Origin of the sequence: Streptomyces sp. NPDC091371 (assembly GCF_040684275.1) — a bacterium.
Classification (GTDB): domain Bacteria; phylum Actinomycetota; class Actinomycetes; order Streptomycetales; family Streptomycetaceae; genus Streptomyces.
Genome location: NZ_JBFBFP010000003.1, coordinates 83,229 through 102,822, shown reverse-complemented (window position 1 = coordinate 102,822; position 19,594 = coordinate 83,229). Strand labels below are relative to the sequence as shown.

The following is a 19,594-nucleotide window of genomic DNA, read 5'->3' as shown; positions in this document are numbered from 1 at the left end:
CCACCGTGAGCGCCGGGGGCGAAGTGTGCGGCACGCTACGCGGTGAACGGGTCTTCCAGGGCGGGTATGCAGGGCGAGAGCAACGGCTCGATGTGGTCCGATACCTGACCGCGGGCCAGTCTGATCACGCGGAAGTCGTTCTCGTGTCCGCGCTCGTCCTCGTCGTCACGGATGTGGAGCAGGCCGTAGGAGCCGGGGGCGACGGCGCCCACGTGCGCGAAGAAGTCGAGGACGTCGCTCGCGGAGTGACTGTGGTTCGTGTGGCCGCCCAGGTGGACGGACGGCGTGCCGTTCATCCACCTCAGGTCGAGAAGGTACCGAGGGGCGAGTTGCTCGACGCGCTGCCCGAGTTCCTCGACGATCGCCGCCAGCCGGGCCTCGTCGTCATCGCCGGGGCTCTCTCGTATCGTGATCCAACCGTGGTATTCGAACACGAGCCGATCCTAGCCGTGGGGCCCTCCCCGCTGAGGGGGCTGCCGGCTCGCCGGCCTCCGCACGCGGCCTCGTAGGCGCCTCGTGCCGTCAGCGGCCACGGACCGGTGGCCGGGGTAAGGAATCGGCCAAGGTGGGCGGTCGGTGCGGGCACCCCCTCACCTAAAGGTATAGACCAATGCTAGGTTGGTTGGGCAGACCGCGCAGTCCTTGACCACCCGTCAGAGGAGATGCCATGCCCTCCCCTTCGCGGGGCGGCGGCTCGGCCGCCATGCCCAAGTACCAGCGGATCGCCGCAGCGCTGCGGCACGAACTCGACCGCACCGCGCACACCCCCGGGGCCAGACTGCCCTCCGAGCGCACCCTGGCCGCCCGTTACCAGGTCAACCGGCAGACCATCAGGGCCGCCCTCCAGCACCTGCGCGAGGACGGCCTCGTCGTGACCGGGCGCCGGGGCACGCGGCCCGCGCCCGGAGCTGGAGCCGGCGCCGGAGCCGTGGCCGGGGGCGTCGCTTCCGGCGCCGGCGTCCAGAGCCGGGTCAGCCTGGTCACCGTGCCGCCCTCGCTCGCCGCGGTGCTCGGGATGCGGGGCGGGGAGCGCACCCTGATGCACCACCGGCGCGAGCGGGGGCCGGCCGGGGAGGCGCTGCGGGACGCCGTCACCTACTTCAGCCCCGGCGCCCTCGCCCGCACCCCCGAACTGGCCCGCTGCCGCGACCGCGCGGCAGCCGCCCGCGCCGAGGACCTGCAGGCGCTGCAGCGCTGGCTCGACCGGGCCGCCGTCGTCGGCCGGGTCGCCGAGACCCTCACCATGACCCGCACGACCCACCCCCCGGTCGGCGGCGGGACCTGCGGCCTGACCGTGCGCCGCACCCTGCACGACACCTCCGGCCGGCTGCTGGCCGTCACCGACCTGGCCTTCCCCACCTGGGACCGGCTGGTCCTCCACCGCGACCGGCTCCACTACGCGGCCACCGGCTTCCGCGTCACATAGGCACGCGGTCCGGGATCCGGGTCCGGCCGGCGTCTGCGGTCGCGGCCGCGGCCCCGCCGGAAGGGCGCGGCCGCACCGGCCACCACGTGGACCGCCCCAGCAGTGCGGCCAGCGCCGGTACCAGCACGATCGACAGGACGAAGGCGGACAGCATGATCCCCAGCGCCGTCGCGAAGCCGATCTGCTGCGTGGACGGGGCCGGATTGACGGCCAGGCTCCCGAAGGAGGCGGCCAGCACCAGGCCCGCCGTCGCGATGGCCGGCGCCGTGTGCCGGACCGCGCGGCCCACCGCCGCGCGGGCCGGACCGGGCCGTTCCATCTCCTCCCGGATCCGGTCGCTCATCAGGATGTTGTAGTCCGTGCCCAGCGCGACCACGAACAGGAACAGCACGAGCGGCAGCGTGAAGTCCACCCCGGGCCGGCCCAGGGCGTGCTGGAACACCAGGTTCGAGGCGCCGAGCGTGGCGGCGAAGCCCAGCCCGACGGCTGCCAGCAGGATCACCGGCGCGAGCAGGCTGCGCAGCAGCGCGAACAGGATCAGCGCGATCAGCGCCGCCGCCACCGGGAAGACCACCTTCAGGTCCTTGTCCACGGCCGCCGCGATGTCGGCGAACAGGGCCGGGGTGCCGCCCACGTGTGCCTCCGTACCGGCGGGCGTGTGCGCGGCGACCACCTGCCGCACCGGTCCCGAGACCAGGTCGCGGGCCTCTTGCCGCTGCGGTTCGGCCGTCAGGAACAGGTCGATCCGCGCCGCCCGCCGGTCCTCGCTCAGCACCGTGTCCGCGACCCGGCCCACACCGTCGACCCCGGCCAGTGCCCGGGACAGCCCGTCCAGTTGCCCGGCGCCGAGCGGGCCCCCGTCCTTCGCCGTGACGAACACGCTCGTCGGGTCCGACACCCCGGCCTGCAGCGCGCCCGCCATCTCGGCCGCGGTGACGGTCGCGGCTGTACGCTCCCCGCCCGCACCGCCCTGCCCGTAGTCCATCCGCATCCCCAGCATCCCCGCGGCCAGCCCGCCGAGCAGCGCCACCGACGCGAGGACCAGCGCCAGCGGCCGCCCCGCCACCAGGGCGCCCGTCTTCGCCGCGGCGCCCGCGCGCGGCGCGTGCTTCAGGGCCCGGGAGGGCCAGAACATCTTGCGCCCCGTGACCGCCAACAGTGCGGGCATGAAGGTCAGGCTGCCCAGCAGCATCACCAGTACGGACAGGGCGATGGCCGGCCCGAGCACCCGGAACTGGCCGAAGGAGGCCACTCCGAGCGTGGCGAACGCGGCGACGATCGTCAGCGCCGCGGAGGTGATCGCCGTACCCACCCGGCCCGCGACGGCGGCGGCCGCCTCGCGCCCGGACTGCTCCGGATGCTCGCGCAACTGCTCACGGAAGCGGAACAGGAGGAAGAGGAAGTAGTCGATGCCGATGCCCACCAGCACCACGTTGATCAGCCCCGGCGTGGAATCGGCCAGTCCGGTACCGGTCAGCAGCGCGGCGCACACCACGACACCGGCCGCGGCCCCGCCGATGACGGACACGGCCAGCAGCGGCAGCAGGGCCGCCAGGACGCTGCGGAAGACCAGTACGTGCAGCAGGACGATGACCCCGAGCATGAGGATGCCGACCACCATCGTCCTGGTCTTCTCGGCGTCCGCCGCGTCCACGCGGTCGGCGAGCCCGCCGGTGAAGCCCGTACGCAGCCCTTCCTGCGCGAACCGCTCCCGTACGGAGTCCCGGAAGGCGCGGTAGGTGCCCTGCACCCCGGGGTCGGCCGGATTGCCCGTCAGTTCCGCGGTCAGCAGCCGGAAGGAGCGGTCGGGCGCGGTCATGGCCGGGCTGACCCGGGGGACCTGCGAATGGTCCTCGACGAAGGGCGGCGCGTCCTCGTCGCGGGGCATGACGATCCGGGTCCGGGCGAGGCGCGCCGCCTCCGCGTCGATGCGGGCTTCGTCGGCGGTGCCGAGCGGGGCGCCGTCCGCCCGGGCCACGAGCACGGTCAGCGGGCTGGCGTCCGGATCGGCCCCGAAGCGCTCCTCGGCGATCTTCAGAGCGGCGGCCGAGTCGTACTGCGCGGGCAGGAAGCCGCCGTTGCCGGTCTGGGTGGCGCGGAAGACGAATGTCTGGCCGAGCACGGTCAGCGCGATTCCCAGGACCGCCCACAGGGCGATGACCTTCCACGGATTCCTCGTCGAGAATCCGGTCAGGGCGCGGATCACTGATCTCCTCCGGTCTGTACGGTGCCGGCCGGGGGCTCCCGGCCGGACTCCAGACCATCAGGGCGGGACGGGGAAAACGTCAGGTCGGGGGAGGAGCCGTACGCCGGGACCGGGGTCCGGGCGGACGGCGCGGCCAGTACTGGAGTCCTGGTACGGATCCGACCTGCGGCCGGTGGCGGGGAGCGGGGCCGCTGCCAGAATGGACCACCGGAGAGCGCGGCCGCGGTCCCCGGCGTCCGCCGGGATGAGCGGCCACGGGGGAGGACCGGTGACGGTGTTGGTGGGCGAGGAGCCGGACGGCACGCGACCGCACACGGGTGCGGCGGCGGCCGCGGGCCGGGGCGCCGGCCGGGCCGGGGCCCGGGGCGTGGGTCGGGCTGAGGGGGTGGGCAGTGGCGGGGAGCGGTCGGCCTGGACGCGTAACGACGCCCTCGTGGCGGTCGGGGCCGCCGCCACCGACCTCATCGGCTTCACCCTGGGCTCGCGGACCGACGGCGGGGCGATCGGCATCAGCGCGGCCGTCATCGCCGTGGTCTCCGGGCTGCCCCTGCTCGTCCGCCGCAGGTACCCGGTGGCGGCCCTCGCCGCCGTGCTGGCCCTCGGAGTGCTGCTGAACCTGGCCACCCCGCACTCCCCGCACTTCGGCCTCACACTGGTGGTGGCCCTCTACTCGGTGGCCAGGTTCCGGCGACCCGCCGTGGTGGCGGCAACCGGCCTCGCGGCGGTGCCGCTCACCTCCCTGGGACAGAGCGGCTGGCCCCTGCCGTTCGGCTGGTGGGGCCTGTTCGGGAACGCCTTCGTCACCGTGTTCACCGTCGGCGCGGCCGAGGTCGTCAACCGCCGCCAGCGGGAGGCCGAGGCCCACCGCAGGCTGCTCGCCGACCGGGCGCTGGCCGAGGAACGCCGCCGGATCGCCCGCGAACTGCACGACATCGTCGCCCACCACATCACCACCATGCAGCTGATGGCCGGCGGGGCGCGCGCCAACCTGGCGCACGACCCCGAGGTCGCCCGCGAGGCCCTCGTCACGCTGGAGGGCTCCGGGCGGCTCGCGTTGCGCGAGATGCGGCAACTCCTGGACGTGCTGCGGGCCGGCGAGGAACCGGAGGACACCCCGCCGGCCCCGCAGCCCGGAACTGCGGACCTCGACCGGCTCATCTCCGAGGCCTGCCTGGCCGGGACGGAGACCGAGTTCACCGTGGAGGGTCCGGTCCGCCCGCTGCCGCCGACCGTCGGCCTGGCCGTCTTCCGCATCGTGCAGGAGGCGCTGACCAACACCCGCAAACACGGCGGCCGGGCGCGCGCCCGCGTACGGCTCACCTACGGGTCCGACGAAGTGGCGGTGGAAGTGCGCGACGACGGGGCCGGAGAGCAGGCCCCGGCCGCGCGGCCCGGAGAAACGCCCGGATACGGTCTGATCGGGATGCGCGAGCGCGTCTCCCTACAGGGCGGGAGCCTGGAGGCCGCCGCACTCGACGAGGGCGGATTCCGCGTCGCGGCCCGCCTCCCGGCCCCGTCGGAACCATCCGTGCCGTAAGAACAACAAGAACCGCCAGAACCGAAGGGGAGCCGATGATCCGCGTACTGATCGTGGACGACCAGCCACTGGTGCGCCGCGGCCTCGCACTGATCCTCGGCCCCGACCCGGAGTTCGAGGTCGTAGGCGAGGCCGAGGACGGCGCCCGGGCCGTCGCCCTCGCGTGCGAACTGAAGCCCGACGTGGTCGTCATGGACATCCGCATGCCGGTCCTCGACGGGGTCAAGGCCACCGAGGAACTCGCGCGGACCGTCCCCGAAGCCCGCGTTCTGGCGCTCAGCACCTTCGACATGGACGAGTACGTGGTCGCCGCCCTGCGCGCCGGCGCGTACGGCTTCCTGCCCAAGGACGTCTCCCCGGAGGAGCTCGGAGCCGCGGTCCGCACCGTCCACACCGGCGAGGCCGCCGTCGCGCCGAGGCTGCTCACCCGGCTCATCTCCGCCTACGTACGCGCGCCCGCCCGGCCCCGGCCGCCGGCGGCCGGGGTCCCGGCCGGGCTCACCCCGCGCGAGCTGGAGATCTGGCAGCTGCTGGCCACCGGCCTGGACAACGCCGAGATCGCCCGGGAGCTGGACATCAGCGTCTCCACGGTCAAGAACCACATCACGGGCATCTTCGGCAAGCTGGGCGTCCGGGACCGGGCGCAGGCGGTGATCGCCGCGTACGAATCGGGCCTGGTGTCGGCCGCCGGCGCGAGCGGTTGATCACCAAGTGCCCGCAAGAGGACCGGAATACCCCTGCCGACCACACCCCTGACCAGCGAAAACACTGGAGGATTCGCCCGTGCGGTGAGGGACCCGTCCATGGCACAGTGCGATCAGTCCAACCGCACCAGCAGGGAGCCTCCATGCGCGATCCGCACTCCACGCCCCTCGCGGCCGCACCCGAGTGCCGGCCGGAGTCCGGCGCGCTGCCCTGCTGTCCGGTGTGCGAGGACGCGCCGCAGCGGATCTCCTGGCGCCAGCGCCCGGGAGAGCCGGTCGTACTGGCCTTCGAACCCTGCGGCCACCGGTGGTCCGCACCGGCGCCGCCGGTGCTGGTGGTTGCCGAGTAGGCCGGCCGTGGCGGCCGGGCACCCCTGAGCATCAACGACCTGCAGCGGACCGGCGGTACTCCTCTGCCCCCGGGGGTCATAGCTCGGTGGCCGTGCGGATCAGCTGGGCGAGGGCGCGGGAGCGGCTGTGTGGGGGCCAGGCCATGTGGGTGATGACGGGGGGTGCGTCGGTGAGGGGGACGGCGGTGTGTTCGGCCCATAGCCAGGCGCGGGAGGATTCGGGGCAGATGGCCGCGGTGCGTCCGAGGGCGATCAGCTGGGCCAGTTGGGTCTGGTCGCGGATCTCGGGGCCGGGGCCGGGAGGGTAGGCGCCGTTGCGGGGCCAGCGGGCGAGCGGAAGATCGGTGACGTCGGTGACGTCGGCCAGGGACAAGGTCTTGTGCCCGGCGAGAGGGTGCCCGGCGGGCAGGACGGCGATCCGTCCCTCGGTCAGCAGTTCCTCGCTGTCGAACCCGGCGAGGGAGTTGAACGGCGTCTGCATGAGTGCCACGTCGGCGCGGCCGTCGCGCAGCAGTATTTCCTGTTCGCCGATACCGCAGGGCAGCACTTCGATTTCGGCGGCGTCGGGCTGGGCCGCGTAGGCGTCGAGAAGCTTCCGCAGCAGTTCTTGGGACGAAGCGGCCTTGACCGCCAGCACCAGGCGGTCGCGGGCGCCACCCGGATGATCGGCGCCACCGGCGCGACGGGTGCGGCGTGCGGCGGCGGTGGTCGCGTGCAGGGCGGCGCGACCCTCGTGCAGCAGGACCTCTCCGGCGCCGGTCAGCGAGACGCCGCGCCGGTTGCGGTCCAGTAGCGAGACGCCGAGGCGCCGTTCGAGCTGCTGGATCGCCCGGGACAGCGGTGGCTGGGCGATGCCGAGCCGCTCTGCGGCGCGGCCGAAGTGCAGTTCCTCGGCGACGGCCACGAAGTACCTCAACTCGCGGGTCTCCAGGGTGTCCATGCCCGGAGCGTACTTCACGGTGATACCCCACGAGTATCACTGGATGCTTGATCGGTGTTGGTCGCATCCGCAGTCGGTGAGTGAGCATCAATGCCGTGAGCGAAACGAAGATTGCGCTGGTGACCGGCGCGAACAAGGGAATCGGGTACGAGATCGCGACCGGTCTGGGTGCCCTCGGACACCGCGTGGGCGTGGGAGCCCGGGACGAGGCCCGGCTCGAGACCGCCGTGGAGAAGCTGCGCGCCGCCGGGGTGGACGCGTTCGGGGTGCCGTTGGAGGTGACCAGCGACCGCAGTGTCACCGATGCCGCGGAACTGATCGAACGGCAGGCCGGGCGCCTGGACGTCCTGGTCAACAACGCCGGGATCTCGGGGGAGTCCGGCCCGGGGTGGGTGCAGGACCCGACCGCGCTCGACCTCGACGTGGTCCGCACGGTCGTGGAGACCAACGTCCTCGGCGTCATCCGCGTGACCAACGCGATGCTGCCGCTGCTGCGGCGCTCCACATCGCCGCGCATCGTCAACGTCTCCAGCGGCGTCGCCTCCCTGACCCGGCAGGCGGACCCGGACATCGAGATCGGCCCCATCATGGCGGCCTACGCGCCGTCGAAGACGTTCCTCAACGCCATCACCGTGCAGTACGCCCGGCAGTTCGCCGGTACGAACATCCTGATCAACGCCGCCTGCCCGGGCCTGTGCGCGACCGACTTCACCGGCTTCCACGGACCCCGCACCCCCGAGCAGGGCGCAGCCACGGCGATCCGGCTCGCCACGCTTTCCGACGACGGCCCGACCGCTTCGTTCTTCGAAGACGACGGCGCCATCCCCTGGTGACCTTCCGGCTCCGGTCCGGTGGGCAGTGGCGTCAGCGGATCGGCCGAGGCCGCCCCGGCCACCGTCCGGCTGCCGCCGGCGTCGTCGAGGTGCACGGTGCCGCCGGTGTCGGAGAAGGGGTCGAAGTACCACAGCCCGCCCCCGCCCCCGGCCACGGCCGCTGCCACGGCGAGCGCCACCGTGCCGCCGGCCAACCGGCGCCGCCGCGATCCGGGTGGCCCGCGGCGCGGACGAGCGGTTCCACGGCACTGCGCCACCAGGCCGCGGCAGATGGGGCCGGGTACGCGACCGACGCGCGCGCCGCCGGCCTGCCGGCGGGCTGGTTCCCGCCCGACGACGGCTCCGGCTGAGGCCGCACCTTCACGTCCCTGACCCGACCCCGGACGGGTCGACACCCGTCCTCGCCTCCTCCTGGGGTCCGGACCCCGTGGCGGAGGCGCGGGACGGGTTGCCGCCCGGGCCTGTACCGATCTTGAGCCAGCCCAAAACCCAAGTCAATCCTCCGATTTGCTCCACACATCCAAGGGATACCTTGGGTCTCATGACCCTCGATGATCTCCGTGTGTTCGTGGCCGTCTGCCGCGCGGGCAGCCTCAGCGCCGTCGCCCGCGACCTCGGCTGCACCCAGTCGGCCGTCAGCCAGCACGTCCGCCGCCTCGAGAAGCAGACCGGCACGAGCCTCCTGGAGCGCCACGCACGCGGCGTCGTGCCGACCGAAGCGGGCCGCATCCTGCAAGCGGCCGCCGCCGACGGCATCGCGGGCCTCGACGGGGCCCTGCGCCGGCTGGACGACCTCGTGCGGGGAGGCGGCGGGACGGTGCGCGTCACCACGGGCGCGACGACCGTGCGCCACTTCATGTCCGAGGCGGTCGTCACCTTCCGCCGCCGCCACCCCGAGGTGAGCCTGGAGTTCCAGACCGAGAACTCCAGCCGCAGCTGCTTCGACGCCCTCGCCGCCGACGACCTCGACCTCGCCTGGATCACCATCGGGGCGCCGGTCCGCGGCATCGAACAGCGGCCCGTCATGAAGCTGCCCTGGGTCCTCGCGGTCGGCGCCGACGACCCCCTCGCCACCCGCGCCCGCATCGAGCCCGCCGACCTCGGCGCGATCCGCCACATCCGGCTCCCGGAGAACTCCGCCTCCCGCGGCCACCTCGACGCCGCCCTCGCGGAGTCCGGCATCCGGGTCAGCTCCGACACCAGCGTGGCCGACTGGGACACGGCGCTGCTGCTCGCCGAACTAGGCCTGGGCCACGCCGTCGTGCCCGCGCTGCCCGGCTGGCGGGTCCCCGGCAGCGACGGCCCGCTGCGCCTGGTCCCGATCCCCGCCCTGCCGCCCCTCGCGGTGGGCTGGGCGGTCCGCCGCTGGTCCGCCCTCGCCCCGCCCGCCCTCGTCTTCGCCGACGAGGTCGCCCGCAGCTGCACGGCCCGCGCGGCCGGGCCCGGGGAGCGGTGACGGCGGCAGCAGTGACGCCGGCACCAGTCCTACGAGGGCCAGCGCGGCCAGGGCGGCCAGCGAGAGCCCGCCCGCCCCGGCGCCCGCCGCGACCGCGATCCCCAGCGCCGGGCCGACGTTCATCGCCGTCTGCTTGAGCCCGCCGATCACCCCGGCGTACCCGGCGGGCGCCTCGCCGACCACGGTCCCGGTGGCGGTCACCATCACGGTGGTGAACCCGGCACCCAGCACGCCGAAGGCCACCCCGGAGGCCGAGCCCAGCCCCGCGATGCCGAGGGCGACCAGCCCCGTACCGGTGAGCGCGGTGCGCCGCGGCCCGAACCGGCGCAGCGCGAACCCGGCCACCGGAGCTCCGGCCACCATCAGCAAGGTCAGCGGCAGCACCCGCAGTCCCGTGGCGAGCGGATCGAGCCCCTGCCCGTCCTGCAGTCGGAACGTCGCCGTGAACAGTGCCCCGAACAGCCCGGCGGACACGGCCAGCAGCAGCCCCATCGACCCCGCCACCGGCACCGAGCGCGCCACGGCGGCCGGTACCAGCGGCCGCGCGGCCCGCCGTTCGCGCCGCACGAACCACACCGCGAGCGCGGCGGCCCCGCCGAACCCCAGCAGCGTCGGCCAGGACGACCACCCGTACGCGGGCACCCCCACCAGCGCGTGCACCAGCACCGCGAGGGCCGCCGCGAGCAGCGCCGAGCCGGTGAACTCCAGCCGCCCGGCCTCCGTGCGCGGAGGCGCGGGTGCCCGTACGGCCAGGGCCAGTACGGCGATCAGCAGCGCGACCGGCACGTTGATCACGAACACGGCCCGCCAGCCCCACTGCGCGACCAGCACGCCGCCCAGCAGCGGCCCGGCCGCGGCGGCCACGCCGATCGCGCTGGTCCGCACCGCGACCGGCGTGCCGAGCCGCTCCGGCGGGTAGGCGAGCCGCAGCAGCGCCAGCGTCGCGGGCTGGAGCAGCGCCCCGAACACGCCCTGCGCGCCCCGCAGTCCGATCACCCAGCCCACGTCGGGCGCGTACGCGATGCCCGCCGAGGCCGCGGCGAATCCCAGCACGCCGGTGAAGAGCAGCCGGGTGTGCCCGTAGCGGTCGCCGAGTCGCCCGGCGACCACCAGGAAGGCGGCCACCGCGAGCAGATAGGCGGTACTGGTCCACTGCACCTGTGCGAGGCTCGCCCCGAGGTCGCGGCGCAGGCTCGGCTGCGCCACGCTCAGCACCGTGCCGTCCAACGCGACGATCATGGCGCCGGCCACGCTGACGAGGAGCGCGAGCCGCGGCCTCACGCCGGGTCCCGCGGGCCCGGCCCGAGGTGCGCGTCGAGCGCGGCGTCGACCAGCCGCTCGACCGGGACGCCACTCTCCCCGAGCACCAGCGGCAGACTGCCCCAGCCCCACAACTGCGCCACGCCGTGCAGGTTGGCCCACAGCGCGGCGGCCGTGACCGCCGGGTCGGCCGCCCCGCAGCGGGAGACCAGCGCGACGAGCGAGTCGAACAGCGGAAGGGTCGACTCCCGCAGCCGGGGCACGCCCGAGGACTCCTCTCCCGAACCGTCGAGCAGGTCGTGACGGAACATCAGCTCGAACATCCCGCGCTGCTCCAGCGCGTAGCCGACGTACGCGACTCCCAGCGCCCGCACCTGCCCGCGCGGGGAGGGCGCCCCGGCGACCGCCGCCGCGAACCGCGCGCCGAGGTCCGCGAACCCGCGCCGGGCGATCGCCGACAACAGGGAGCGGTGGGTGGGGAAGTGCCGGCGCGGCGCCCCGTGCGAGACCCCGGCCCGGCGGGCGATCTCCCGCAGCCCGAGGGAAGCGGTGCCCTCGGTCGTGACGAGGTCCACGCCGACGTCGATCAGCCGCTCCCGGAGCGGTCTCTCCTCCTGCATAGACACTGTCTACCAGCCGTGCCTGGACAGTGTCTACTCGTCCCGACTCGGGGAAGCGCCAAATGACTTGACCGCGAGCGGGTCGCCGTCGAGGATGCGCGAATGGTCTTGACCACTGCTGCCGCGCCGTCGCCGTCCCGCCTCTGGACCTGGAACTTCACCCTCTACTTCACCGCCCGCACCATGTCCGTGGTCGGCGACACGATGATCCCGGTCGCGATGGCCGTCGCGATGCTCTCCCTCGGCTACGGGGTGAGCGGCGTCGGGTTCGCGCTGGGCGCCTGGATGGGGGCGTTCGCCCTCTTCGTGGTCTTCGGCGGGGTGTTCGCGGACCGCTTCCACCCCCGGCCGCAGATGATCGGCGCGGACACGGTCCGGTGCCTGCTCCAGACCGGGCTCGCCGCCTTCCTCTGGCTGGGCCACCCGCCCCTGTGGTTCATCATCGGCGGCGCGGTGCTGGGCGGGATCGCGACCGCGATGTTCCAGCCGGGCGTGAACAGCCTCGTGCCCCAGGTCGCCGCCGACCCGCAGCAGGCCAACGGGGTGCTGCGGGTGAGCGAGGGCGTCGCCACGATGGCCGGACCCGCACTCGCCGGGACCCTTGTCGCCGTCACCTCGGCGGCCACGGTGTTCGCCGTCGACGCGGCCACCTTCGCGGTCAGCGCGATCTGCCTGCTGGCGCTGCGGCTGCCCCGGTTCGACGTCGACCGGTCGGCGTCCACCCTCGCGAACCTGCGCACCGGCTGGGCCGAGTTCCGCTCCCGCTCCTGGATGTGGGGGGTCATCCTGATCTGGTGGGTCCTGGGCGTGTGCGTCTGGGGCCCGGTCACCCCGCTGGGCGCGGTCTCCGTGATGGAGGCCCACGGCAAGGCGGCGTTCGGCTACGCCGAGAGCGCCTTCGGGGCCGGCTGCGTGCTCGGCGGGCTGATCGCGATGCGGATCCGGCCCTCCCGCCCGCTCTTCGCCGGCGGCCTCGCGATGTTCCTGTTCCCGCTGATGCCGCTGGCGGCATCCCTGGTCCCCGGCCTGCCCGTGCTCCTGCTCGGATACGGGCTGAGCGGGACCGGCTGGGCCTTCTGGAGCGTCCAGTGGGCCACCACCGTGCAGACGCAGATCCCCGCCGACCGGCTGGGCCGGGTCACCGCGTACGAAATCGCCGGCTCGGTCCTGGCGCTGCCCTTCGGCCAGGCGCTGGCCGGCCCCGCGAGCGCCGTCCTCGGCGTCCACCGCCTCCTCCTCTTCGGCGCGGTGGTCAGCTGCTGCTGCGCGACCGCCCTCATCGCCGCGCCCCCCATCCGCCGCCTCGGCCGCGCCCGGGTCCTGCCCGAGCAGGCACCCTGGAAGGAGGAGGACGAGGGAAGGAGGCGACCCGCATGCGCATCGCGTTCCTGATGGCGCCCGAGGGCGTCGAGGAGGTCGAACTCACCGTGCCGTGGAAGGCCGTACTGGAAGCCGGCTGGATACCCCGGCTGGTGTCCACGAAGCCGGGCGTGGTCCGCGCCTACCACCACCTCGACAAGGCGGGAGCGCACGCCGTCGACCACGTCCTGGGCGAGGACGCGGCCGAGGCCTTCGACGCGCTCGTCCTGCCCGGCGGCCTCGCCAACCCCGACGCCCTGCGCACGGACCGGCGGGCCGTCTCGTTCGTCCGGGAGTTCTTCGATAGGGGCCGGCCCGTCGCCGCGATCTGCCACGCGCCCTGGACCCTGGTGGAGGCCGACGTGGTGCGCGGCCGCACCCTGACCTCGTACCCCAGCCTCGCGACCGACATCCGCAACGCCGGCGGCACCTGGGTCGACGAGGAGGTCCACGTCTGCCACGCGGCGCCGGCCACCCTGATCACCAGCCGCAGGCCGCGCGACCTCAAGGCCTTCTGCGGCGCCCTCGTCGCGGAGGTCGGCGGGCGGGGCGCGGGCGGCGCATGATGGAGGTCGGGGGACGAAGCCCGCAGGACGCGTCGCAGGAGTCGGAGGAGGTGCACGTGACATGACGGAGCACGACGGCGGTCCGTCGGCGAGCAGACTGGAGGAGGGCAAGCTCCTCAAGGAGCTCGAGGCCATCCACCGCACGCGTCACGAGACCCTGCTGCACGGGTCCGACGACGCCCTGGTCACCCACACCAAGCGGATGAACGAGCTGGAGCACGAGTACGTACGCCGTCACCCGCAGCGGGCCCAGACGGCGTCCCGCACCCGTACGGGCGCCCGCGCCCGAAGCACCGGGGAGTGAGGGCCCCGGTCACCCCCCCCGCTACCGCGCCGCGTAGGGCAGCAGGGCCATCTCCCGGGCGTTCTTGATCGCCACGGCCAGCAGGCGCTGCTGCTGGGCGCTGACCCGGGTGACGCGGCGGCCGCGGATCTTGCCGCGGTCGGAGACGAACTTCCTCAGCAGGTCGGTGTCCTTGTAGTCGATGTGCGTGATCTTGGCGGCGTCCAGCGGGTTGGGGCGCGCCTTGACGGGCTTGCGGATGGCGGTACGACGGGCCACGGGGACTCCTCGGCGGTAGGTGTTCTACGAAACGGGGTCGAGCAGGGCGTCGAAGGCGGCCGGGAGCCGCTTCCACCCCTCGCGCCCGGCGGTGTACTCGGCGTCGGTGAGCAGGCAGGAGTCGAGCAGCCGCTCCAGCCCCTCGCGGTCGAGGCCGGGCGAGGTGAAGACCAGGTGCTGGCAGCAGTCGCCGTGCTCGGGGTGCCAGCTCAGCGCGGCGGCCGCCCTGCGCACGGCCGGCACCATCTCCCACGCGGCGTCGGGGAGCGAAGCCAGCCAGGGCCCGCTGTTCTCCACGCAGAGCGCGCCGCCCGCGGCGTCCCAGGCCAGCAGCGTGTCCGGCCGGTCCGCGAGCCAGAACCGGCCGCGGCTGCGGGCGGCCGCACAGCACAGGTCTTCCAGCGCCTGGTACAGCCGCTCCGGGTGGAACGGCCGGTGGCGGTGCCACACGAGGGTGGAGACCCCGGCCTCGTCCGCCTCCTGCGGCAGCAGTGCGCAGGCCGGATGCTGGGCGGCGGCCGCCGCCTCGGTGTCGAATCCGGCGAAGGCCAGCCGGGCCAGCTCGCCCGACCCGGTCTCCACCCGCCGAGCGGTCGGGTGGAGCTGGGCCAGGAGCGCCCCGTCCTCGTCGTCCGCTTCCCCGCCGTCGAGGAGGGCGAGCACGGGGGCGTACTCCAGCTGCCGGGCCCAGGTGTCCCCGACCGTGCGCCGGTCGGTGGCGGCAGCGGCGAGGCCCGCCTCGGCCAGGTCGTCCCCGTTGGCGAGGTACGCCAGGACGAGCGCCGGATCGACGGCGGTGATCACGTTGGTCAGTGCCAGTGCCCCGCCCCCGTGCGCCGCGACGACCTCGGCCATCGCCCGGGGCTCCACGGAGTCCCACAGCTCGACGACGGCGAGCCGGGTCAGCCCGCCCTCGGCGAGCCGCCACAGCTCCGGGACCAGGTCCTCGCGCAGCGCGCAGCAGGCGCAGTCGTTGACGAGCGGGGCTTCCCCCGAGGCCAGCGGCCCGGAGGCGTCGCGCACGACCCTCCGTACGGTGCCCTCGGCCGCCGTGGCGAGGTCGTGGTGCAGGGCGACGCTGCCCGGGACGGTGGCGAGCAGCTGGTCCACCGCGGCGCGGCGGGCGTCGGCGTGCAGCCCGCCGACGATCACGACGGGCAGCGTCACGCCGTGCTCCCGTAGCGGCGCTGGAAGCGCTCGACGCGGCCGGCGGTGTCCAGGACGCGGGCGGTGCCGGTGTAGAAGGGGTGGCTTGCGGAGGAGATCTCCACGTCTATGACGGGGTAGGTGTGCCCGTCCTCCCACTGGACCGTCTTGTGGCTGGTGGCGGTCGAGCGGGTGAGGAAGGCGAAATCGGCGGCCTTGTCGCGGAAGACGACGGGGCCGTAGGCGGGGTGGATCCCGGGCTTCATGGGTTGCTCTCTCGGGGGTCGGCGGGAGGGGTCAGCGCTCTTCGCGGAAGTCGACGTGCCGGCGCACCACCGGGTCGAACTTGCGCAGGACCAGCCGGTCCGGGTCATTGCGGCGGTTCTTGCGGGTGACGTAGGTGAACCCGGTTCCGGCGGTGGAGCGGAGCTTGACGATCGGGCGTATCTCGTTGCGTGCCATGCCGCTACTATACGACAACGGCAATCATTTTCAATAAGCGATCCAGGAGGGACGTTCATGTCCGCCCACTGTCAGCTGACCGGCGCCCGGCCGGGCTTCGGCAACAACATCTCCCACTCGCACCGGCGCACCTCGCGCCGCTTCGATCCCAACATCCAGCGCAAGCGCTACTGGCTGGCCGGCGAGGGCCGCTACGTCCGCCTGGTGCTCAGCGCCAAGGCGATCAAGACCGTCGACCTGATCGGGGTCGAGGCGGCCGTGGCGCGGATCCGCGCCCGCGGGGTGAAGGTCTGATGGCCAAGAAGAGCAAGATCGCGCGCAACGACCGGCGCAAAGTCATCGTCGAGCGGTACGCGGCCCGGCGGGCCGAGCTGAAGGAGGTCCTGCGCAGGCCCTCCTCGACGGAAGTCCAGCGGCGGGCCGCACTCGCGGAGCTGCGCGGGCAGCCCCGCGACGCCGGTGCCTCCCGGGTGCGCAACCGGGACGGCGTGGACGGCCGGCCCCGCGGATACCTGCGGAAGTTCGGGCTCTCCCGCGTCCGGATGCGCGAACAGGCCCACGCCGGCCTGCTCCCGGGGGTCGTCAAGTCCTCCTGGTGACCCCCGGCGGGCGGGTGATCCCGTAAAGAAGTGGACCAACTTTGCCTCGGGTGAGACAGTTTTGTATCATCCGAGGCGAAGGAGGCTCACCATGGTGCACGAAGAAGAACTACTGGACGCGGCCGCCCGCGTCCTCGCCGGCGACCACAGCGCCTCGATGGTGCAGATCGCCGCGGGCATCGGAACCAGCCGGGCCACCCTCAGCCGCCGCTACGCGACCCGCGAAGCCCTGCTGAAGGCCGTCGCGGTCCGGGCCATCCACGTGGTGGACGCCTGTCTCACCCCCGTCGACCTGCCGCAGGACGCCGACGGGGCCGCCTTCGACGCCGCCCTCGAGGAACTGGTCGTCGCCCTGCTGCCCGCCGCGCACCTGTACGGCTTCACCTCGCGCGACGCCACCGTCCTCGCGGACCCCGAGTTCCGGGCCGGCCTGGACCGGCAGGACCAGCGCGCCCTCGCCTTCCTCGCCCTGGGCCAGCGGCTGGGCCGGCTGCGCGCCGACCTCCCGCCGTACTGGATCTGGTACTCGCTCTGGGGCCTGCTCGACGCGGCCGCCGAGGGCGTACGCGACGGACACCTCGCGCCCCGCCAGATCGGCCACCTGATCCTGACCTCCTTCCTCGGCGGCGCGCGGCCCACCGCGTAGCCCGCACCCCAACTCCCGAGCACCGAACCCCGCTCGAACCCGAACGGAATCCCATGCACACCCCCTCGCAGGACCCCCGTCGGTGGATCGTCCTGGCGATCCTCTCCGGCAGTCTCCTGCTCATCTCCATGGACACCACGATCCTCAACGTGGCCTTCCCCTCCCTCGTCGGCGACCTCCAGCCGGGCGCGGTCCAGCAGCTGTGGATCATCGACATCTACGCGCTCGCCCTGTCCGGCCTGCTCGTCACCGCGGGCGCGCTCGGCGACCGCTGGGGCCGCAAGCGCCTGCTCATGGCCGGCTTCGGCATCTTCTCGCTGGCCTCGCTGATCGCCGTGCTGTCCACCGAGGCCTGGCACGTGATCGCGGCCCGCGCCCTGCTCGGCGTCGGCGGCGCGGCCATCATGCCGTCCACCCTGTCGATCCTGCGCAGCGTCTTCACCGACGCCAAGGAACGCGCCTTCGCCCTCGCCGTCTGGGCCGCCGTCTTCGGCGGCGGCATGGCCTTCGGCCCGGTCGTCGGCGGGCTGCTCGTCCAGGACTACGGCTGGCACTCCGCCTTCCTCCTCAACCTCCCCGTCGCCGCCCTGATCGTCGCGACCGGCCTGCGCTACCTCCCCGAATCGCGCGCCCCGCGCTCCACCGGCGCCTGGGACTGGTGGGGCGTCGGCCAGTCCATCGTCGGCATGCTGGCCCTCGCGGGCGGCATCAAGCAGCTCGGCAAGAGCGGTGTCGCCGACCCGCTGCCCTGGGCCCTGCTCCTCGTCGCCGCCGTCGCGCTGACCGTCTTCGTACGCCGCCAGCTGCGCGTGCCGCACCCGCTGCTCCAGGTGCGGCTGTTCGCCAAGCCGGCCTTCAGCGTGGCCGCCACCGCGATCTTCCTGCCCATGGTGGGCATGGGCGCGATCCTGTTCCTCGTCACCCAGTGGTTCCAGTACGGGCAGGGCTACACGCCGCTCGAGGCCGGGCTGCGGCTGCTGCCCGCACCGCTCGCGCTGATCGTCGCCTCGATGGTGGCCCCCGCCCTCATGCAGCGCTTCGCGATCCGCCACGTGCTCGGCGCCGGACTGGTCGTGCTCGCCGCCGGAATGGCCATGCCGTGGGTGTTCCAGCAGTTCACCGACCTCGGCTACCCCGCCTTCGCCGCCGCCCTGACCGTCATGGGCCTCGGTGCCGGCCTCGCGACCACCGTCGCCTCGGTGACGCTGATCTCCGCCGCCCCGGCGGCCGAGGTGTCCAGCGCCGCCGCGATCGAGGAGACCTGCTACGAACTGGGCTCGGCCATGGGCGTCGCCATCCTCGGCTCCACGGCCGCGGCGCTCTACCGCGGCAACCTGCCCGCCCTGGAACTGGACGGACCCACGGCGGCCGCCGTCCGGGACTCCGTCGGCGAGGCGGCGCACACCGCGGAACGGCTCGGCGGCGCCGTCGGGCAGGCCCTGATCGACGCGGCCTCGCACGCCTACACCCTGGCGATCACCCCCGCGTTCCTCATGGGAGGCGCCCTCGCGGTCGCCGCCGCGGCCACCACCTGGGCGCTCATTCCGCACGACCTCCAGCCCACCGAGAACCACTGACCGGGCCGAAGGCCGCGGGCGCCGGGCCCAGGGTGGTGGTGCCCGGCGCCGCCCGGTGCCCGAGCCCCGTGCGGTAGGCGTCCAACGCCGCCTCCACCCGGCCCGTGCGCCGCAGCAGATCGCCCAGCAGCCGGCACAGGTCGGCCAGATCGCCCGTCGCGCCGCTGCGCTCCAGCAGTGCCAGCGCCTGTACGTAGTGCCGCTCGGCGGCCTCGGTCTCGCCGCGCTCCTCGGCCATCAGCCCGAGGAGCCGGTGGGCGCCGCCCGCGTGCACCGCGCCGTGGCGCTCCCCCAGCTCCAGCAGCTCCGACAGCAGCGCGGCGGCCTCCTCGTGCCGGCCGAGCCGGCGCAGTACGTCCGCCAGCTCCACTTCCACCTGCGCCGTGTACAGGGCGGCCCGGCGGGCCGAGAGCATCTCCCGGGCCGTGCGCAACTCCTGTTCCGCGAGCGCGAGTTCACCGTTCTGGGCCTGGACGTAGCCGCGCATCCAGTGGCAGTGCGCGAGGTCCGTCCGCAGCCGCAGCTGGCCGTAGATCGCCTGGGCCTTGGCGAGCGAGGCGTCGGCGTCGGCCACCCGCCCCTCGGCGAGGAAGGTCCGGGCCACCTGCCGGTGCATGCCCGCCACCAGCGCCGGATCGCCGACCTGCGGAGCCAGCGCGAGCGCCAGCTCGGCCGCGTGCGCGGCGCGGGCGTGGGCGCCCATGTCGATGTAGGGCCCGATCACCGCCGCGTAGAGCAGCACCAGTGCCTCCGGGTCGGCCAGCCCGCTCGCGCCCAGCTCGTCGATGGTGGATTCGAGGAGGTAGCAGGCGTAGCGCAGCTCGCCGGAGAGGAGGTGCGCGACGGCGCGGCCCCGGATCGGGCGGGCCCGGCGGGGGAGCGGCTCGCCCGCCAGGAGCTGCTCGGCCGCCTCGAAGTGGCGTATGGCCTCCGTCAGTTCACCGGATTCGAGGGCGCATTCCCCCAGCCCGAGCCGGGCCTCCGCCTGCTCGGGCGCCAGGGCCAGCTCCTCCGCCCGGGCGAGCAGGCTCCGGTAGCGGTCGGCGGCCCCGTCGGCCTCACCCGTCGCGAGGGTCTGCTGGGCGTCGGCTAGGGCGAGGCGCAGCTCGGTGGCCAGATGGGCGGGGCGGCCCGTGGCGAGTTCCTCGTACGAGGTGCCCAGGCGCCCGGCGAGGAAGCGCAGCGCGGTCTCGGAGGGGCGGACCTTGCCCGACTCCAGCGTGGAGATGTAGGCGGAGGTGTAGGAGGGCTCGGCCAACTGCCGTTGGGTCAGGCCGAGTCCACTGCGAAGACGCTGAACTCTGCGCCCGATACGGGCCGGTTCGTCCATGGACACTCCCTGATT

Annotated in this window: 22 protein-coding genes and 1 pseudogene; 13 read left to right on the top strand and 10 right to left on the bottom strand. The window is 73.9% G+C overall.

The annotated features are described in order from the left end of the window. Positions 1–35: 35 nt before the first annotated feature. Positions 36–434 carry an Imm7 family immunity protein gene (locus tag AB0O21_RS05690; RefSeq protein ID WP_365166613.1) on the bottom strand — a complete coding sequence of 133 codons (399 nt, stop codon included), beginning with the start codon at positions 432–434 and terminating at the stop codon, positions 36–38. A gap of 233 nt (positions 435–667) precedes the next feature. Between AB0O21_RS05690 and AB0O21_RS05685 the strand changes: the two genes are divergently transcribed. Then, positions 668–1,426, top strand: a complete 759-nt coding sequence (locus AB0O21_RS05685; RefSeq protein WP_365166611.1) for a GntR family transcriptional regulator — start codon at positions 668–670, stop codon at positions 1,424–1,426. On the opposite strand, the gene AB0O21_RS05680 is transcribed toward AB0O21_RS05685, so the two are convergent. Beyond that, positions 1,419–3,632: an MMPL family transporter gene (locus tag AB0O21_RS05680; RefSeq protein ID WP_365166608.1), complete on the bottom strand. Its 2,214-nt coding sequence runs from the start codon at positions 3,630–3,632 to the stop codon at positions 1,419–1,421. The genes AB0O21_RS05685 and AB0O21_RS05680 overlap by 8 nt on opposite strands. A gap of 268 nt (positions 3,633–3,900) precedes the next feature. Here AB0O21_RS05680 and AB0O21_RS05675 point away from each other — a divergent pair, with 268 nt between their 5' ends. The 3 genes from AB0O21_RS05675 (at position 3,901) to AB0O21_RS05665 (ending at position 6,223) form a co-directional block, all read left to right on the top strand. Beyond that, entirely contained in the window at positions 3,901–5,169 is a 1,269-nt protein-coding gene (locus tag AB0O21_RS05675) for a sensor histidine kinase (RefSeq protein WP_365166606.1), read from the top strand. A 35-nt stretch (positions 5,170–5,204) separates the two neighbouring features. After that, the gene (locus tag AB0O21_RS05670) at positions 5,205–5,873 is read left to right on the top strand and encodes a response regulator transcription factor (protein ID WP_365166603.1); all 669 of its coding nucleotides are present in this window, start codon (positions 5,205–5,207) and stop codon (positions 5,871–5,873) included. Positions 5,874–6,016: 143 nt separating this feature from the next. Further along, on the top strand, positions 6,017–6,223 hold the full coding sequence (locus AB0O21_RS05665; protein ID WP_365166600.1) for a hypothetical protein: 207 nt from the start codon (positions 6,017–6,019) through the stop codon (positions 6,221–6,223). 76 nt (positions 6,224–6,299) lie between these two features. On the opposite strand, the gene AB0O21_RS05660 is transcribed toward AB0O21_RS05665, so the two are convergent. Then, entirely contained in the window at positions 6,300–7,163 is an 864-nt protein-coding gene (locus AB0O21_RS05660) for a LysR family transcriptional regulator (RefSeq protein WP_365166598.1), read from the bottom strand. Between the two features lie 95 nt (positions 7,164–7,258). Between AB0O21_RS05660 and AB0O21_RS05655 the strand changes: the two genes are divergently transcribed. Both AB0O21_RS05655 and AB0O21_RS05650 read left to right on the top strand, forming a co-directional pair. Then, positions 7,259–7,996, top strand: a complete 738-nt coding sequence (locus AB0O21_RS05655) for an SDR family oxidoreductase (protein ID WP_365166596.1) — start codon at positions 7,259–7,261, stop codon at positions 7,994–7,996. 541 nt (positions 7,997–8,537) lie between these two features. After that, positions 8,538–9,452 carry a LysR family transcriptional regulator gene (locus AB0O21_RS05650; protein WP_365166593.1) on the top strand — a complete coding sequence of 305 codons (915 nt, stop codon included), beginning with the start codon at positions 8,538–8,540 and terminating at the stop codon, positions 9,450–9,452. A 111-nt stretch (positions 9,453–9,563) separates the two neighbouring features. Here AB0O21_RS05650 and AB0O21_RS05645 read toward each other — a convergent pair. Both AB0O21_RS05645 and AB0O21_RS05640 read right to left on the bottom strand, forming a co-directional pair. Further along, positions 9,564–10,691: pseudogene (locus AB0O21_RS05645) on the bottom strand (MFS transporter); the annotation flags it as partial. A 38-nt stretch (positions 10,692–10,729) separates the two neighbouring features. After that, a complete protein-coding gene (locus AB0O21_RS05640; RefSeq protein ID WP_365166591.1) occupies positions 10,730–11,332 on the bottom strand; it encodes a TetR/AcrR family transcriptional regulator in 603 nt (200 codons plus the stop codon). 102 nt (positions 11,333–11,434) lie between these two features. Between AB0O21_RS05640 and AB0O21_RS05635 the strand changes: the two genes are divergently transcribed. The 3 genes from AB0O21_RS05635 to AB0O21_RS05625 all read left to right on the top strand — a co-directional run bounded on the left by AB0O21_RS05635 (position 11,435) and on the right by AB0O21_RS05625 (position 13,561). Then, the gene (locus AB0O21_RS05635; RefSeq protein WP_365166589.1) at positions 11,435–12,724 is read left to right on the top strand and encodes an MFS transporter; all 1,290 of its coding nucleotides are present in this window, start codon (positions 11,435–11,437) and stop codon (positions 12,722–12,724) included. After that, entirely contained in the window at positions 12,706–13,257 is a 552-nt protein-coding gene (locus AB0O21_RS05630) for a type 1 glutamine amidotransferase domain-containing protein (protein ID WP_365166587.1), read from the top strand. The genes AB0O21_RS05635 and AB0O21_RS05630 overlap by 19 nt, the downstream gene beginning before the upstream one ends. Positions 13,258–13,318: 61 nt before the next feature. After that, positions 13,319–13,561 carry a DUF6158 family protein gene (locus tag AB0O21_RS05625; RefSeq protein ID WP_365166585.1) on the top strand — a complete coding sequence of 81 codons (243 nt, stop codon included), beginning with the start codon at positions 13,319–13,321 and terminating at the stop codon, positions 13,559–13,561. A 21-nt stretch (positions 13,562–13,582) separates the two neighbouring features. On the opposite strand, the gene rpsR is transcribed toward AB0O21_RS05625, so the two are convergent. The 4 genes from rpsR to rpmG are packed head-to-tail and all read right to left on the bottom strand — an operon-like array spanning position 13,583 to position 15,427. After that, entirely contained in the window at positions 13,583–13,819 is a 237-nt protein-coding gene (rpsR, locus tag AB0O21_RS05620; protein WP_365166582.1) for a 30S ribosomal protein S18, read from the bottom strand. Positions 13,820–13,843: 24 nt separating this feature from the next. Continuing rightward, complete coding sequence (locus tag AB0O21_RS05615; protein ID WP_365166579.1) at positions 13,844–14,986, bottom strand: GTP-binding protein; 1,143 nt, start codon at positions 14,984–14,986, stop codon at positions 13,844–13,846. After that, on the bottom strand, positions 14,983–15,231 hold the full coding sequence (locus AB0O21_RS05610) for a type B 50S ribosomal protein L31 (protein ID WP_365166576.1): 249 nt from the start codon (positions 15,229–15,231) through the stop codon (positions 14,983–14,985). The genes AB0O21_RS05615 and AB0O21_RS05610 overlap by 4 nt, the downstream gene beginning before the upstream one ends. A 31-nt stretch (positions 15,232–15,262) precedes the next feature. Next, entirely contained in the window at positions 15,263–15,427 is a 165-nt protein-coding gene (rpmG, locus tag AB0O21_RS05605) for a 50S ribosomal protein L33 (protein ID WP_365166574.1), read from the bottom strand. Positions 15,428–15,484: 57 nt separating this feature from the next. Here rpmG and rpmB point away from each other — a divergent pair, with 57 nt between their 5' ends. The 4 genes from rpmB to AB0O21_RS05585 all read left to right on the top strand — a co-directional run bounded on the left by rpmB (position 15,485) and on the right by AB0O21_RS05585 (position 18,249). Continuing rightward, positions 15,485–15,721 (top strand): 50S ribosomal protein L28, encoded by a 237-nt coding sequence (gene rpmB / locus AB0O21_RS05600; RefSeq protein ID WP_365166572.1) that lies wholly within the window; start codon positions 15,485–15,487, stop codon positions 15,719–15,721. Beyond that, entirely contained in the window at positions 15,721–16,026 is a 306-nt protein-coding gene (gene rpsN / locus AB0O21_RS05595; RefSeq protein WP_365166570.1) for a 30S ribosomal protein S14, read from the top strand. The genes rpmB and rpsN overlap by 1 nt, the downstream gene beginning before the upstream one ends. Before the next feature lie 91 nt (positions 16,027–16,117). Next, complete coding sequence (locus AB0O21_RS05590; protein ID WP_365166567.1) at positions 16,118–16,672, top strand: helix-turn-helix domain-containing protein; 555 nt, start codon at positions 16,118–16,120, stop codon at positions 16,670–16,672. Between the two features lie 53 nt (positions 16,673–16,725). Beyond that, a complete protein-coding gene (locus AB0O21_RS05585) occupies positions 16,726–18,249 on the top strand; it encodes an MFS transporter (RefSeq protein WP_365166564.1) in 1,524 nt (507 codons plus the stop codon). Here the strand turns inward: AB0O21_RS05585 and AB0O21_RS05580 are convergent. Then, the gene (locus AB0O21_RS05580) at positions 18,212–19,579 is read right to left on the bottom strand and encodes a tetratricopeptide repeat protein (protein ID WP_365166562.1); all 1,368 of its coding nucleotides are present in this window, start codon (positions 19,577–19,579) and stop codon (positions 18,212–18,214) included. The genes AB0O21_RS05585 and AB0O21_RS05580 overlap by 38 nt on opposite strands. Positions 19,580–19,594: the final 15 nt, after the last annotated feature.

Coding starts and splice junctions, on each gene's coding strand:
- AB0O21_RS05685 (WP_365166611.1), top strand. CDS start 668: ATGCCCTCCCCTTCGCGGGGCGGCGGCTCGGCCGCCATGCCCAAGTAC.
- AB0O21_RS05670 (WP_365166603.1), top strand. CDS start 5,205: ATGATCCGCGTACTGATCGTGGACGACCAGCCACTGGTGCGCCGCGGC.
- AB0O21_RS05665 (WP_365166600.1), top strand. CDS start 6,017: ATGCGCGATCCGCACTCCACGCCCCTCGCGGCCGCACCCGAGTGCCGG.
- AB0O21_RS05660 (WP_365166598.1), bottom strand. CDS start 7,163: ATGGACACCCTGGAGACCCGCGAGTTGAGGTACTTCGTGGCCGTCGCC.
- AB0O21_RS05650 (WP_365166593.1), top strand. CDS start 8,538: ATGACCCTCGATGATCTCCGTGTGTTCGTGGCCGTCTGCCGCGCGGGC.
- AB0O21_RS05640 (WP_365166591.1), bottom strand. CDS start 11,332: ATGCAGGAGGAGAGACCGCTCCGGGAGCGGCTGATCGACGTCGGCGTG.
- AB0O21_RS05635 (WP_365166589.1), top strand. CDS start 11,435: ATGGTCTTGACCACTGCTGCCGCGCCGTCGCCGTCCCGCCTCTGGACC.
- AB0O21_RS05630 (WP_365166587.1), top strand. CDS start 12,706: ATGCGCATCGCGTTCCTGATGGCGCCCGAGGGCGTCGAGGAGGTCGAA.
- AB0O21_RS05625 (WP_365166585.1), top strand. CDS start 13,319: ATGACGGAGCACGACGGCGGTCCGTCGGCGAGCAGACTGGAGGAGGGC.
- AB0O21_RS05610 (WP_365166576.1), bottom strand. CDS start 15,231: ATGAAGCCCGGGATCCACCCCGCCTACGGCCCCGTCGTCTTCCGCGAC.
- rpmG (WP_365166574.1), bottom strand. CDS start 15,427: ATGGCACGCAACGAGATACGCCCGATCGTCAAGCTCCGCTCCACCGCC.
- rpmB (WP_365166572.1), top strand. CDS start 15,485: ATGTCCGCCCACTGTCAGCTGACCGGCGCCCGGCCGGGCTTCGGCAAC.
- rpsN (WP_365166570.1), top strand. CDS start 15,721: ATGGCCAAGAAGAGCAAGATCGCGCGCAACGACCGGCGCAAAGTCATC.
- AB0O21_RS05590 (WP_365166567.1), top strand. CDS start 16,118: ATGGTGCACGAAGAAGAACTACTGGACGCGGCCGCCCGCGTCCTCGCC.
- AB0O21_RS05585 (WP_365166564.1), top strand. CDS start 16,726: ATGCACACCCCCTCGCAGGACCCCCGTCGGTGGATCGTCCTGGCGATC.
- AB0O21_RS05580 (WP_365166562.1), bottom strand. CDS start 19,579: ATGGACGAACCGGCCCGTATCGGGCGCAGAGTTCAGCGTCTTCGCAGT.